At 72.6% G+C, this 13,992-nt stretch carries 13 protein-coding genes; 5 read left to right on the top strand and 8 right to left on the bottom strand.

The window, feature by feature from the left end; all coding sequences use genetic code 11:
- Positions 1 to 315 precede the first annotated feature (315 nt).
- The 4 genes from CRP51_RS01695 to CRP51_RS01680 all read right to left on the bottom strand — a co-directional run bounded on the left by CRP51_RS01695 (position 316) and on the right by CRP51_RS01680 (position 6,022).
- Positions 316 to 939 (bottom strand): GntR family transcriptional regulator, encoded by a 624-nt coding sequence (locus tag CRP51_RS01695; RefSeq protein ID WP_097229101.1) that lies wholly within the window; start codon positions 937 to 939, stop codon positions 316 to 318.
- A 130-nt stretch (positions 940 to 1,069) separates the two neighbouring features.
- Positions 1,070 to 2,797 (bottom strand): 2-oxoglutarate dehydrogenase, E2 component, dihydrolipoamide succinyltransferase, encoded by a 1,728-nt coding sequence (sucB, locus tag CRP51_RS01690; protein ID WP_097229100.1) that lies wholly within the window; start codon positions 2,795 to 2,797, stop codon positions 1,070 to 1,072.
- A gap of 65 nt (positions 2,798 to 2,862) precedes the next feature.
- Positions 2,863 to 4,251: a dihydrolipoyl dehydrogenase gene (lpdA, locus tag CRP51_RS01685; RefSeq protein WP_097229099.1), complete on the bottom strand. Its 1,389-nt coding sequence runs from the start codon at positions 4,249 to 4,251 to the stop codon at positions 2,863 to 2,865.
- 247 nt (positions 4,252 to 4,498) lie between these two features.
- Complete coding sequence (locus CRP51_RS01680; protein ID WP_097229098.1) at positions 4,499 to 6,022, bottom strand: leucyl aminopeptidase; 1,524 nt, start codon at positions 6,020 to 6,022, stop codon at positions 4,499 to 4,501.
- A gap of 275 nt (positions 6,023 to 6,297) precedes the next feature.
- Here CRP51_RS01680 and CRP51_RS01675 point away from each other — a divergent pair, with 275 nt between their 5' ends.
- The gene (locus CRP51_RS01675; RefSeq protein ID WP_097229097.1) at positions 6,298 to 7,050 is read left to right on the top strand and encodes a hypothetical protein; all 753 of its coding nucleotides are present in this window, start codon (positions 6,298 to 6,300) and stop codon (positions 7,048 to 7,050) included.
- Positions 7,051 to 7,068: 18 nt separating this feature from the next.
- Here CRP51_RS01675 and CRP51_RS01670 read toward each other — a convergent pair whose 3' ends face one another.
- Entirely contained in the window at positions 7,069 to 8,154 is a 1,086-nt protein-coding gene (locus tag CRP51_RS01670; RefSeq protein WP_097229096.1) for a nicotinate-nucleotide--dimethylbenzimidazole phosphoribosyltransferase, read from the bottom strand.
- Positions 8,155 to 8,492: 338 nt separating this feature from the next.
- Here CRP51_RS01670 and CRP51_RS01665 point away from each other — a divergent pair, with 338 nt between their 5' ends.
- Positions 8,493 to 8,705 (top strand): hypothetical protein, encoded by a 213-nt coding sequence (locus tag CRP51_RS01665; protein ID WP_097229095.1) that lies wholly within the window; start codon positions 8,493 to 8,495, stop codon positions 8,703 to 8,705.
- A gap of 12 nt (positions 8,706 to 8,717) precedes the next feature.
- Here CRP51_RS01665 and CRP51_RS01660 read toward each other — a convergent pair whose 3' ends face one another.
- Positions 8,718 to 9,767 carry a S1C family serine protease gene (locus CRP51_RS01660; RefSeq protein ID WP_170970395.1) on the bottom strand — a complete coding sequence of 350 codons (1,050 nt, stop codon included), beginning with the start codon at positions 9,765 to 9,767 and terminating at the stop codon, positions 8,718 to 8,720.
- A gap of 119 nt (positions 9,768 to 9,886) precedes the next feature.
- Positions 9,887 to 10,480, bottom strand: a complete 594-nt coding sequence (locus tag CRP51_RS01655; RefSeq protein ID WP_342748993.1) for a DUF3043 domain-containing protein — start codon at positions 10,478 to 10,480, stop codon at positions 9,887 to 9,889.
- Between the two features lie 363 nt (positions 10,481 to 10,843).
- Between CRP51_RS01655 and CRP51_RS01650 the strand changes: the two genes are divergently transcribed.
- Together CRP51_RS01650 and pspAA are read left to right on the top strand one after the other, a co-directional pair.
- Positions 10,844 to 11,644, top strand: a complete 801-nt coding sequence (locus CRP51_RS01650; protein WP_170970394.1) for a PspA/IM30 family protein — start codon at positions 10,844 to 10,846, stop codon at positions 11,642 to 11,644.
- Between the two features lie 68 nt (positions 11,645 to 11,712).
- Positions 11,713 to 11,991 carry a PspA-associated protein PspAA gene (gene pspAA / locus CRP51_RS01645; RefSeq protein WP_097229091.1) on the top strand — a complete coding sequence of 93 codons (279 nt, stop codon included), beginning with the start codon at positions 11,713 to 11,715 and terminating at the stop codon, positions 11,989 to 11,991.
- Positions 11,992 to 12,156: 165 nt separating this feature from the next.
- Here pspAA and nadA read toward each other — a convergent pair whose 3' ends face one another.
- A complete protein-coding gene (gene nadA / locus CRP51_RS01640; protein ID WP_097229090.1) occupies positions 12,157 to 13,344 on the bottom strand; it encodes a quinolinate synthase NadA in 1,188 nt (395 codons plus the stop codon).
- A 292-nt stretch (positions 13,345 to 13,636) separates the two neighbouring features.
- Between nadA and CRP51_RS01635 the strand changes: the two genes are divergently transcribed.
- On the top strand, positions 13,637 to 13,987 hold the full coding sequence (locus CRP51_RS01635) for a HesB/IscA family protein (RefSeq protein WP_097229089.1): 351 nt from the start codon (positions 13,637 to 13,639) through the stop codon (positions 13,985 to 13,987).
- Positions 13,988 to 13,992 lie beyond the last annotated feature (5 nt).

The raw sequence follows: 13,992 nt of genomic DNA, 5'->3' as shown, positions 1-13,992 counted from the left end.
GGGCAGGTCGGTGAGCCACGCCGCACGGTGCGGGTGGCCGCCTGCGGGAACCCATGCTTTTCGGCCAGACGGCAGGACTCGGAGAGGCCGCCTCTGGCACCATGGGAAGACCGTGAGGACCGGGTCCCTAAGGTTCGTTGGCGCGACATTGGGGACCCGGACCTCGGGTAGAACCGCGCCGCGGGGCAGGACAGGTGCTTGCCGTGGCGCGGTTCCGTCTTCTCTGGAACTGTAGGGCCCTGATCGATGATCGATCAAAGCTTTCGGCGAAATTGGCACCCTGTGCCAGTGCGAACCGGGGCGAATGCGGGAAGATCAGGCACGCGGTGCACAGTTCAGGACATGATCCTTGACCAGTTCCCCGATCCGGGGATCGCGCCGGAGGAACGCGTCGATCAGCTCCTGGTGCTCCTCCGCGTAGGACCGCTGCCGGGTGCCGAGCCAACGGATCGAAAGCGCCGTCCAGATCTCGATCCCCAGCGACTCCCACGTGTGCAGCAGGACGCTGTTCCCCGAGGCCATCACCAGCTTGTGGTGGAAGGCCACGGTGTGCCCCACCTGGGACTCGGCGTCGTTCTCCCGGTCGGCCTCGCGTAGCGCCGCCACCTCGGGAAGCAGCGCGGAGGCGTCCTGGGCCAGCCGTTCGGCGGCCAGCTCGGCGGCGATCTGCTCCAACCCCGCGCGAACGGGATAGATCTCCTCCAGGTCGCTCGCGGTCAACCTCCGCACACGAACACCCTTGTTGGGAACAGACTCGATCAGCCGCAGTGTCTCCAGCTCCCGCAGCGCCTCCCGCACCGGCGTCTGGCTGACCTCCAGCTCCGCCGCGATCCTGCGCTCCACGATCCGTTCACCCGGCTGCCAGCGCCCGCTGACGATGCCCTCCACGATGTGCTCGCGGATCTGCTGCCGCAGCGAGTGGACGATGGGCGGGCTCATCACGTGCTCCTGTCGGGCCGCGGGCTTTCGGGCCGCCGGCGACCGGGTGGCTTGACCTGTTGTTGACCCCCGGGCGAGAACGGGCCGCGCCCCGCCCGGGGGACCCGGACGGGGCGCGGCCGACATCGGCTCAGAGGCCCAGTTCGCCCTCGAACTCACCGGCTTCCAGCCGGGCCTTGACCTCCGTCAGGTAACGGGCCGCGTCCGCGCCGTCCACCAGCTGGTGGTCGTAGGACAGGGTCAGGTAGACCATGTCCCGGATCGCGATGGTCTCGCCCAGCTCCGGGTGGTTGATCACCACGGGGCGACGCACGGTGGCGCCGATGCCCAGCTCGGCGACCTGCGGGTAGTTCACGATGATCGTGTCGAACAGCGCACCGCGCGAACCGGTGTTGCTGATCGTGAACGTGCCGCCCGCCATGTCGTCGGGGGCGAGCCCGCCCTTGCGGACCTTCCCGGCCAGCTCGGCCGTCCGCTTGGCGATCCCCGCGATCGACAGGTCACCCGCGTTCTTGATGACCGGGACCATCAGCCCCTTCTCGGAGTCCACCGCGATGCCCACGTTCTCGACGTCGTGGTAGGTGATGGTGTCGTCGTCGTTGATCCGGGCGTTGATGACCGGGTGCACCTTCAGGGCCTCGGCCGCCGCCTTGACGAAGAACGGCATCGGGGAGAGCTTCACGCCCTCCCTGGCCAGGAAGGACTCCTTGGCGCGGGCCCGCAGCCGCATCACCTTGGTGACGTCGACCTCGACCACCGAGGAGAGCTGCGCCTGGTTCTGCAGGGCGCGCATCATGTTCTCGCCGATGACCTTGCGGATGCGCGGCATCTTGACCGTCTGACCACGCAGCGGCGACGGCGTGACCGGCGCCGGGGCCTTGGCGGCCGGTGCCGACGGCGCCGGTGCCGCGGCCTTCGCGGCCTCGGCGGCGGCCAGCACATCCTGCTTGCGGATGCGGCCGCCCACGCCCGAGCCCTTGACCTGGCTCAGATCCACCGCGTTCTCGCTGGCCAGCTTGCGCACCAGCGGGGTGACGTAGGCGCCGTCGGTGGCCGGGGCCGCCGTGGCGCGGGGCGCCGCGGCGGGGGCGGGCGCGGCCTTGGCCTGCGCCGGCTCCGGGGCGGCCTTGGGCTCCGGGGCCTTCGGCTGCGCGGGTGCGGGCGCGGGAGCCGGGGTGGGCTCCGGCGCGGGCGCCTCGGCCTGCGGGGCGGGCTCGGCGGCCTTCGGCTGCGCCGGCGCCGCGCCGGCGGCGCCGATCACGCCCAGCTTGGCGCCGACCTCGGCCGTCTCGTCCTCGCCGACCGTGATCTCCAGCAGGGTGCCGGCGGTCGGCGCGGGGATCTCGGTGTCGACCTTGTCGGTCGAGACCTCCAGCAGCGGCTCGTCGGCCTCGACCTCCTCGCCGACCTCCTTCAGCCAGCGGGTGACGGTGCCCTCGGTGACGCTCTCGCCGAGCGCCGGGAGGACCACGTCGGTGCCCTCGGCCGCGCCACCGGCGGACGGCGCCTCGGCCTGCGCGGGCGCGGGCTCGGGCGCGGAGGACTGCGCGGGCGCGGGCTCCGGCTCGGGCTCCGGCGCGGACTCGGCGGCGGGCGCCGGTGCCGCGGCGGGCGCGCCCGAGCCGTCGTCGATGACGGCCAGTTCGGCGCCGACCTCGACCGTCTCGTCCTCGGCCACCTTGATGGACGAGAGCACACCGGCGGCCGGCGCGGGGATCTCGGTGTCGACCTTGTCGGTCGAGACCTCCAGCAACGGCTCGTCGGCCTCGACGTGTTCGCCCTCCGCCTTCAGCCAGCGGGTGACGGTGCCCTCGGTCACGCTCTCGCCGAGCGCCGGAAGGGTTACGGAAACCGTCATGGTTTCTGTTGCTCCTTACGAAATGTGGCAGTGGGTTACGCGCGCTCTGGGATAACGCGGCCAGGTCAGTCGTGGGAATGCAGCGGTTTGCCGGCCAGGGCGAGATGGGCCTCGCCGAGTGCCTCGTTCTGGGTCGGGTGGGCGTGGATGAGCTGGGCCACCTCGGCCGGCAGCGCCTCCCAGTTGTAGATCAGCTGGGCCTCGCCGACCTGCTCGCCGAGCCGGTCGCCCACCATGTGCACGCCGACCACGGCACCGTCCCTCACCTGCACGAGCTTGATCTCGCCCGCCGTCTTGAGGATCTTGCTCTTGCCGTTGCCCCCGAGGTTGTACTTGAGGGTGACGACCTGGTCGGCGCCGTACAGCTCCTTGGCACGGGCCTCGGTGACGCCCACGGAGGCGACCTCCGGGTGGCAGTACGTGACGCGGGGAACCCCGTCGTAGTCGATCGGCACCGGGGAGAGCCCGGCCAGCCGCTCGGCGACCAGGATGCCCTCGGCGAAGCCGACGTGGGCCAGCTGGAGCGTCGGGATCAGGTCGCCGACCGCGGAGATCGTCGGCACGTTGGTCTGGCAGTACTCGTCGACCTGCACGAAGCCGCGCTCGGTGGCGACACCGGCCTCCTCGTACCCCAGGCCCTGCGAGACCGGGCCGCGGCCGATCGCGACCAGCAGCACCTCGGCCTCGAACGTCTTGCCGTTGTCCAGGGTGACGCGGACCCCGTCGTCGGTGTACTCGGCGCCCTGGAAGAAGGAGCCGAGGGAGAACGTGATGCCGCGCTTGCGGAAGGCGCGCTCCAGCAGCTTGGAGCTGTTCTCGTCCTCCACGGGCACGAGGTGCGGCAGACCCTCGACGATGGTGACCTCGGCGCCGAAGGACTTCCAGACGGAGGCGAACTCCACGCCGATCACGCCGCCGCCCAACACGATGGCGGACTTCGGCACCCGGTCCAGGACCAGCGCGTGGTCGGAGGAGATGATCCGGTCGCCGTCTATCGTCAGGCCCGGCAGGGAACGGGGCACGGAGCCGGTGGCCAGCAGGACGTGCCGGCCGTTGTAGCGCTGTCCGTTCACGTCGACGGAGGTCGGCGACGACAGCCGGCCCTCGCCCTCCACATAGGTGATCTTCCGCGAGGCGACGAGCCCCTGGAGCCCCTTGTAGAGGCCGGAGACCACGCCGTCCTTGTACTTGTGGACCCCCGCGATGTCGATGCCGTCGAAGGTGGACCGCACGCCGAACTCGGCGCCCTCGCGCGCGGCGTCGGCGATCTCCCCGGCGTGCAGCAGGGCCTTGGTGGGGATGCAGCCCTGGTGCAGACAGGTGCCGCCCAGCTTGTTCTTCTCGATCAGGGCCACGTCGAGACCCAGCTGCGAGGCGCGCAGGGCCGCGGCGTAGCCACCGCTGCCGCCTCCGAGGATCACTAGGTCGAAAACGGTGCTGGCGTCGTTCGCCACGTCACGTTCCTCCATGGATGGATGCACCGGGCCGGTCGGCGCTGACCGGTCGGCGTCGTCTGTCGGCCGCGGGTCGTGCGGCTTCTTGTGGCTCGCCTGGGTGGTTGAGCCTGGCCCTGTCCTGCCGGAAGACCATCTTCGCACCTGTCGGACCGTGGTGGGACGGCGGGCCGGTGACGACCGCCACACCGCGGGCCGCCGCCGCCGGCCCGGTGGCCGGCCGGCGGCGGGGTGGGCGCGGGAGGCGTCAGCCCAGGTCACCGTCCGCGGCGCGCTCGGCGAGCCGCACCAGGGTGCGCACGGCGAAGCCCGTCCCGCCCTTGGGGGTGTAGCCGTGCGGGGAGCCGTCGTTGTACGCGGGCCCGGCGATGTCCAGGTGCGCCCACCGCAGGTCGGCGGGGACGAACTCGCGCAGGAAGACGCCGGCGAACAGCCCGCCGCCCATCCGGCCCGCGACGTTGGACAGGTCGGCGACGGGCGACTTCAGCCCCTCGGACAGCTCGGCCGGCATCGGCAGCGGCCAGGAGCCCTCGCCGACCTCGGTCGCCGTCTCGTGCAGCAGGTCGCGGAAGGCGTCGGTGCCGAGGACCCCCATGGTCCGGTCGCCGAGGGCCACCACCATGGCGCCGGTCAGCGTGGCCACGTCGACGACCCCGTCCGGCTCCTCCTCGCAGGCCCGCACCAGCGCGTCGCCCAGCACGAGCCGGCCCTCGGCGTCGGTGTTGAGGACCTCGACGGTCTTCCCGCCGTAGAGGGAGAGAACGTCGCCGGGCTTGGTGGCGTCGCCGGACGGCATGTTCTCCGCCAGGGCGAGCCAGCCGGTGAGGTTGACGGGCAGGCCGAGCCTGGCGGCGGCCAGCACGGCCGTGTAGACGGCGGCCGCGCCGCTCATGTCGCACTTCATGGTCTCGTTGTGACCGGCCGGCTTGAGCGAGATGCCGCCCGAGTCGTAGGTGATGCCCTTGCCGACCAGGGCGAGGGTGCGGGTGGCCGCCGGGTTGCGGTAGGCCAGGCGCACCAGCCGGGGCGGGTTGGCCGAGCCGCGGCCGACGCCGATGAGCCCGCCGAAGCCGCCCTCCTCCAGCGCGGCCTCGTCCCAGACCTGGACGTCCACGCCGTAGCCGGCCGCGGTCTCCTCGGCGAGCGTGGCGAAGCCGCCGGGGGTGAGGCCGGCGGGGGGCGTGTTGATCAGGTCGCGCGCCCGGTGCACTTCCTCGGCCACCACCAGCGCGCGCTCCGCCGCCTGGGCGTGGGCGTCGTCGGCGGCGGCCTCGTCGAGCACGGTGAACCGGCTGGGCGGGGCGCCCTCGGAAGCGTCGAAGTCCCGGCCGCGGAAGGCGGTGAAGCGGTAGGCGCCCAGCAGCGCGCCCTCCGCGACGGCGGACAGCGCGGCCTCGTCGGCGACGGGCAGCGCGAACGCGACGTGCTCGCGCCCGCTCAGCGCGCGGGACGCGGCGCCCGCGGCCCGGCGCAGCAGCTCGGGGTCGAACGCGCCGCCCTCGTCGGGGACCGCGCCGAGGCCGACCGCGACCAGCAGCGGTGCCGTGACGCCCTCGGACGTCGGCACCTTGGTGATCTCCAGCTCGGAGCCCTTGGCGCCGAGGGTGGTCAGCGTCGCGGCCAGCGTTCCGCCCGTCGCGTCGTCCACGGTGGCCGCCGGGGTCGAGCCGGTGGCCAACACCGGCCCCGAGTCGCTCTGGGCGACGCCGATCACGACGGCGTCCGCCGGCACGGTCGCCGCGGAGAGGTTGCTGAGGGTCAGTGCAGTCACGGTGTGGGATTCCGTCCTTGTGAGCGTCGCGTGCTGGTGCGTCGTCTGGCCGGAAACCAACGGGCCCCCGGCCGTCCGGCACAGAAGACTACGCCGCGCCCGTCCCGGGCACCGGGATCAGGTCTCGCCCGCCCTCCGCGGGACCGGCCGACGGCGCCGGGCGCGGGGGCGCGCTCGGCCGTTCCGGTGACGGGCACGGGGCCGGCTGGCCGGCCGGCGGGCACCGGCGGCGTGGCGTCCACGGGCGCGCGCGGCGGGGCGAGGACGCTGCCGGCATGGCCGAATGGTGGTATCGGAACATCGTCGAACCGGGCAAGCAGCCGCTGCTCCTCGCGCTGCTCGCCTTCGTGTTGACGTTCGCCGTCACCCGCTGTGTGACCCGGCTGATCCGCGCCGGGCGGGGCCCGTTCCACGACGTCTCGGCGGGCGGCCAGCACGTGCACCACGTGGTCCCCGGGGTGCTGCTGATGCTCGTGGGCGGCTTCGGCGGGGTGGCGACGGGGGGACGCGGCTGGGCGGCCGGGGTGCTCGCGGTGGTCTTCGGGGTGGGCGCGGGGCTGGTGCTGGACGAGTTCGCGCTGATCCTGTACATGCAGGACGTGTACTGGTCGGAGCGGGGCCGGCAGAGCGTCGAGGTCGTGATGGTCACGACCGCGCTGGGCGGGATGCTGCTGGTCGGGTTCCTGCCGTTGGGCGTCGACGGGTTGACGCCGGACGACCGGGGCGACCGGGGCGGGCTGGTCGCCACGCTGCTGCTGCACTTCGTGTGCGCGCTGGTCTGCCTGGTCAAGGGCAAGCCGAAGCTGGCGGTCTTCGGGGTCCTCGTCCCGCTGATCGCCATCTTCGGCGCGCTGCGCCTGGCCCGCCCCGACTCGCCCTGGGCCCACCGGCTCTACCGGAACCGTCCCCGGCTCACCGCCAGGGCGGAACGCCGCGCGCGCCGACACGACCGCCGCTGGAACGGCCCGCGGCGCAGGGTCCAGGACTGGCTCGGCGGGACGCCGACGGGCGAACGGGAGGGCAGCTGACCGCCGGCCGGCCGGCCGTCAGCCCGCCGCGGAGTCGGCCCCGGTCGGCTCAGGCCGCCGTTCCGGCAGCTCGGCGGCGAGCGCCGCGGCCGCCCGCACCAGCGGGAAGGCGAGCAGCGCGCCGGTGCCCTCGCCGACGGTCACCCCGTGGTCGAGGAGCGGCCGCAGCGTCATCCGCTCCAACGCCTTCGCCTGCGCGGGCTCGCCGCTGTTCTGCCCGGCCAACCACCAGTCGGGGGCGCGGAACGCGATCCGCTGACCGACCAGCGCGCACGCCACGGAGACCACGCCGTCCAGGATCACCGGCGTGCGGCGTACGGCGCACTGGAGCAGGAAGCCGGTCGTGGCGGTCAGGTCGGCGCCGCCCAGCGTGCCCAGCAGCCGGAGCTGGTCGCCCAGCACGGGCCTGGCGCGCCGCAGACCGTCCCTGATCGCCGCGCACTTGCGCATCCAGGCCAGGTCGTCGATGCGCACCGCGCCGCGGCCGGTGACCATCGAGGCGTCCGTGCCGCACATCGCGGCCACGAGCGCGCCGGCCGCGGTGGTGCCGCCCACCGACAGGTCGCCGAGCACGACCAGGTCGGTGCCGGCGTCCGCCTCCTCGTCGGCGAGCGCCATCCCGGCGCGGAAGGCGGCCTCCGTCTCGGCCTCCGTGAGGGTGTCCTCGACGTCCAGCCGGCCCGAGCCGCGCCGCACCCGGTGGCGGGTGACCTCGGCCGGCAGCTCCTCGGCCGGGCAGTCGACGGACAGGTCCACGACGCGCAGCGGTACGTTCATCTGACGGGCCAGCACGGCCGTCGGCCCGTCGCCGTCCAGCGTCGCGCGGACCAACTCCACGGTGGAACCGGCGGCGCGCCCCGAGACGCCCAGCTCGGCGATCCCGTGGTCGCCGGCGAAGAGCAGCGCCTTCGGGTTCTCGATCGGGCGCACGGGTACCCGGCCCTGGGCGGCGGACAGCCAGGCGGCGATCTCGTCCAGCCGGCCGAACGCCTTGGGCGGCACCGTCAATGTCGCCCGTCGCGTCTCCGCCTGTCGTCGCAGGCGGGCGCTGGGCCGCTCGATCAGTTCGCCGAAGTCGTCGAGTCGCAGACCGCCCTCACTCATGCGGACGAGGGTACCGCCGTCCCGGTGGCGCCTCGCGGCCGGAGCCGGACTGTCAGTGGTCGCCCGTAGGGTTCCACCGTGCCGGCGTCGCGGGGGGTAGCGGCCGCCTCCCGGGTCGACCGGCGTCACACGGCGTCAGTTCGGGTTCGACGCGGGCTCCCGCGGAGTTCGTGGTGCGGGCCGGTCGGGAGGGGAAGAGGTTCTGTGTGGTGGACGAGAGCAGGCGCTGGTGGAGCCGGGTGCGTCCGGCTGACGCCGGCGTGCGCGGTGGTGTCTCCCGGCGCGCGGTGTGCTCTAGTCTGCGAGCAGTCAGTCACGGCGGTGAGCGGAGGCTTGGCATGGCGTGGGAGTGGCGCTTCGAGAAGGCGGACGGCTCGGCGACCGAACCGCCGCAGGACCCGGGGGACTTCGGCACCCAGGGCGACGCGGAGTCCTGGATCGGTGAGATCTGGCCGGAGCTGCTGGACGGCGGCATCGACCAGGTGACGCTGCTGGAGGACGGTTCCGAGGTCTACGGGCCGATGAGCCTGCACAGCGCCGTCGAGGACTGAGACGCGCGGGAATCAGGCCTCGCCCAGTTCGACGTCGGTGGTGCGGCGTTCGTCGTTGCGCAGATAGGTGACGGCCACCTTCCGGTCGGGCTGGTGGGTGGCCAGTGCCTCGGAGAGCGAGACGACGTCGGTGACCTCCTCGTCGCCCAGCTCCACCAGCACGTCCCCGGCCCGCAGTCCGGCCCGGTCGGCCGGCCCGCCGTCGGTGGCCTCGACGATGGCGGCGCCCGCCGGTTCGAAGCCGTCGCCGAGCACCGTGCGGACGGAGACCCCGAGCGCGGCCCGCCCGGAGTCCACGATCCGGCCGTGTGCGATGAGCTGGTCGGCGAGGAAGGTCACGGTGGAGGCCGGGATGGCGAAGCCGATGCCGGGCGCGGCTCCGCCCATGCCCGGGTCCCGGGCGGCGAGCGTGGGGATGCCGACGACCTGGCCGGAGAGGTTGACGAGCGCGCCGCCGCTGTTGCCGGGGTTGATGGCGGCCGAGGTCTGCACCATGTTGCCGAGCGTCGCCTCGCCCTCGCCCTCGCTGACCGCCCGGCCGACCGCCGAGACGATGCCCTGGGTGACGCTGGAGGAGAGCCCGAGCGGGTTGCCCATGGCGAGGACGATCTGGCCCACCCGCACCTTGGAGGAGTCGCCGAAGGTCGCGGGCCGCAGCCGCTCGGGCGGGTCGGTGAGCGCGAGGACGGCCAGGTCCTGCTCCGGGTAGGCGCTGACCAGCGTGGCCTCCAGGGGGCCCTGGTCGGTGGCCAGCGTCACCTCGAAGGTGTCCTCCTCGGTGACCACGTGCGCGTTGGTGACGATGTGGCCCTCGTCGTCGTACACGATCCCGGAGCCCTGCTGGTCTTCGGCGGTGATCTGCACGACCGACGGAAGGACGTCGTTGACGACGTCCTGGTAGGCCCGTTCGAGGTCGCCGACGACGGTCGGCTCGGGCGCCCCGTGCTGCGGGTGGCTCGGGCCCGAGGCGTCGGACTCGGCGGTGCAGCCGGCGGCGCCGGCCAGCAGCGCCGTCGCGCAGAGCGCGAGAGCGGCGGGGCGGAGCGGCGGCGAGGTGGGCATAACGGGCATTGTGGCCGTTGTCCGTGCCCCGGCGGGGGAGGGGCGCTACGCCGTTGCGGGCCACTGTCCCCCGCCGCCGGGCGGCGGCGACGGGGTGGCGGACAGCGGGGGGCGCGGGGTCAGCGGGGCTGCTCGCCGCGCTTGATCTGCGGCTTGGGCAGTCGCATCCGGCGCATCTGGAGCGTGCGCATCAGCGCGTAGGCGCTGGAACCGCGCAGGCTCTCGTCCGGGAAGCGCTCCTTGAGCCGCTTCTTCAGCCGGCGGGTCATCAGGATCGAGTCGAGGACGATGCCGAGGATCACGAACATCCACAGCAGCAGCGCGATGCTGGTGGTCGCCGGGATCATGCTCATCACCAGGATCAGCACGGCGATCGGCAGGAAGAACTCGGCCACGTGCCAGCCGCTGTCCACGAAGTCCCGCGCGTAGCGCCGCACGGGGCCGCGGTCCCTGGCCGGCAGGTGCCGCTCGTCCCCCGTCAGGAGGGCCTGGCGCTGCTTGTCCAGCGCCTCGCGGCGGGCCTTCTTGGCCCGCTGCGCCGCCTCCTTGCGGCTGGTGGCAGGCTTCGCCACCGCCTTGCGCAGGGCCTCGGCCTCGCTGCGCTTGGGCGTGGGGCGACCCTTGGGCGCCTGGGGGTCGCGGAGGGGGCGGGACTCTGCCTGCTCGCTCGCCGCGTCGGTCTTGGCGTCTTCTTTGGCACGACTTCGGAACACGTTCCCCAGGGTAAGGCCCCCAGATCCTCGGCCGACCGGGTGTGCGGGGCACGATCCCGCAACGGCGCGGGCCGCGCCTTCCGCGCTGGGCAGGGAGCGCGCGCGGAACACGGCCGCGGAGCGCGCCCGAAGGCAACCTTTCCGGCCGTTTCCGGGTCCTCCCCGTCGTCCGTTCCGCGTTCGCCGGGGTCGTCCTCGCGCGGGACGCGGTGGGGGACGTGATCGTCCTTGGGGAGGAGCCATTCGCCGCCGGGCGGTGCGCTAATGGAGAGGGGCCCCGTAGGGTAGTAGGGGATCAGCAGTTCAAGCGGCTAGAGACGGCCATCGGTTCGAGCCCGGCATGAAGGGGGCGCGCGAAAGCCCATGAGCGGTGTCATGAAGCGGATGGGGATGCTCTTCCGCGCGAAGGCTAACAAGGCCCTGGATCGGGCCGAGGACCCGCGCGAGACGCTCGACTACTCGTACCAGAAGCAGCTGGAGCTGTTGCAGAAGGTGCGCCGCGGGGTCGCCGACGTGGCCACCTCGCGCAAGCGGCTCGAACTCCAGCTCAACCAGCTCAACACCCAGTCGGGGAAGCTGGAGGAGCAGGGGAAGAAGGCCCTGGCGCTGGGCCGCGAGGACCTCGCCCGCGAGGCGCTGACCCGCAGGGCCGCGCTCTCGCAGCAGATCAGCGACCTGGAGCAGCAGCACGAGACCCTCCAGACGGAGGAGAACAAGCTCACTCTGGCGGCGCAGCGGCTCCAGGCGAAGGTGGACGCGTTCCGTACCCGCAAGGAGACGATCAAGGCCACCTACACGGCCGCCCAGGCGCAGACCAGGATCGGCGAGGCGTTCTCCGGCATCTCCGAGGAGATGGGCGACGTCGGCATGGCGATCCAGCGTGCGGAGGACAAGACCGCGCAGCTCCAGGCGCGTTCCGGCGCGATCGACGAGCTGCTGGCCTCCGGTGCCCTGGACGACCCGACGGGCACGTCGAAGGACGACCTGACCGCCGAGTTGGACCGCATCTCGGGCAACGCGGACGTCGAGTTCGAGCTGGAGCGGATGAAGGCCGAGCTGGCGGGTGGCAGCTCCGCGCAGCGGCAGGCGATCGAGGGCGGGGACGCGGCGGCCCCGCAGACGCAGGACCAGGAGCAGTCGTCGCCGAAGTTCGACAAGCAGTGATCGGTGAGATTGTTGGGTGACCACTTTCGACCGACGAGGTATGTGAGCGCGAGAGCCGGGAGAACGACATGATCGTGCGGATCATGGGGGAGGGCCAGGTGAAGCTGGACGACAGCCACTTCCCCACCCTCAACGAGCTGGACGACGAGCTGCTCGCCGAGGTCGAGTCCGGGGACGAGGACGGCTTCCGGCGGACGCTCACCGCCCTGCTGGAGGCCGTCCGCACGCTGGGCGCGCCGCTCTCCGAGGACTCGCTGGAGCCGTCGGAGCTGATCCTGCCCGCGCCGGACGCGACCATCGACGAGGTGCGGGCGATGCTGACCGAGGACGGCCTGATCCCGGACTGAGCCGCCTGGCCGCGCGTCCCACCGTCTGGCGCGCTCGCCGCCTGAACAGCGTCTCGGGCCCGGACCTCCCCCGTGGGGTCCGGGCCCGAGTGTCCTTCCGGGCGGTGGTCCCGCCGGGAGCGGTGCCGGAGGGCCCGGCCCGCCACGGCGGGAACGTTGCGACGCTCAGGGCAGCGCCAGCATCCTCTCCAGCGCCAGCTTGGCGTCGTGCTCGGTCTCCCGGTCGACCTCGATGCGGTTGATGACCTTGCCGGCGGCCAGCGACTCCAGCGACCAGACGAGGTGCGGCAGGTCGATCCGGTTCATCGTGGAGCAGAAGCAGACCGTGCGGTCGAGGAAGACGATCTCCTTGCCCTGGTCGGCGTAGCGGTTGGCCAGCCGGCGCACCAGGTTCAGCTCGGTGCCCACGGCCCAGCGGGAGCCCTCGGGGGCCGCGTCCAGGGTGGCGATGATGTGCTCGGTGGAGCCCACGTGGTCCGCCGCGGCGACGACCTCGTGCCGGCACTCCGGGTGGACGAGGACGTTCACGCCGGGGACGCGTTCCCTGACCTCGCGCACGGACTCCAGGGAGAAGCGGCCGTGCACCGAGCAGTGGCCGCGCCACAGGATCATCTTCGCCGCGCGCAGCTGCTCGACGGTGAGGCCGCCGTTCGGCCGGTGCGGGTTGTAGACGACGCAGTCGTCGAGGGTGAGGCCCAGCTCGCGGACGGCGGTGTTGCGGCCCAGGTGCTGGTCGGGGAGGAAGAGCACCTTGCCGTTGTCGCCGGCCCGCTCGAAGGCCCAGGTCAGTGCGCGCTTGGCGTTGGACGAGGTGCAGATGGTGCCGCCGTGGCGGCCGGTGAACGCCTTGATGTCGGCGGAGGAGTTCATGTAGCTGACGGGAACGGTGTCCCCGGCGACGCCGGCGTCGGTCAGCACGTCCCAGGCCTCGGCGACCTGCTCGGCGGTGGCCATGTCGGCCATGGAGCAGCCGGCCGCCAGGTCGGGGAGGATCACCCGCTGGTCGTCGCCGGTCAGGATGTCTGCGGACTCGGCCATGAAGTGCACACCGCAGAACACGATGAACTCCGCCTCCGGGCGGGCCGCCGCGTCCCTGGCGAGCTTGAAGGAGTCGCCGGTGACGTCGGCGAACTGGATGACCTCGTCGCGCTGGTAGTGGTGTCCGAGCACGAAGACCCGGTCGCCGAGGGCCTCCTTCGCGGCCCTGGCCCTCTCCACCAGGTCGGGGTCGGAGGGTGCCGGCAGGTCGCCGGGGCAGTCGACGCCGCGCTCGCTGGCCGGGTCGGACTCCCGGCCGAGCAGCAGCAGCGCCAACGGGGTCGGCTCGACATCGAGGGGCTGGGCGCTGGTCACGGCGGCACCCTTTCTGGTGGCGGGTTCCTCCGGCCGGTCAGGGCGGAGGTTCGACCGACCGTCTTTTCGTCTTACTGACGTTATGGAGCATAACTCCTTCGCGTCAGTTTGACGATGCGCGGGCCCTGCCGATCGCGTCACTCTCCCGCGCGACCGTGTGCGGGCGATCCCCGGTGTGCGAGCATGAGAGAGAGGGCCGCGGAAGAAGGCGCGGCGGACGGGGAATACCTCGGCGGGCCGTTCCGTTACCGCCCTCGGCAGAGCATTCCGAACTACCCCGGGAGATTCGCAGATGTCCGTAACGGAAGAGGCCGCGGTCGACGGCATCATCGTTTCCGACGCGGCCGTGGCCAAGGTCAGGGGCCTGCTGGAGCAGGAGGGGCGTGACGACCTGGCGCTGCGGGTGGCCGTCCAGCCCGGTGGGTGTTCCGGTCTGCGCTACCAGCTCTTCTTCGACGAGCGTTCGCTCGACGGCGACGTGGTCAAGGACTTCGAGGGCGTCAAGGTCGTCACCGACCGGATGAGCGCCCCCTACCTCGGTGGCGCCTCCATCGACTTCGTCGACACCATCGAGAAGCAGGGCTTCACCATCGACAACCCCAACGCTACGGGCTCCTGCGCCTGCGGCGACTCCTTCAGCTGACGCGT

The sequence above is a fragment of the Streptomyces zhaozhouensis genome (assembly GCF_900230195.1).
GTDB lineage: Bacteria > Actinomycetota > Actinomycetes > Streptomycetales > Streptomycetaceae > Streptomyces > Streptomyces zhaozhouensis.
This window is presented reverse-complemented; position numbering and strand designations above follow the sequence as displayed.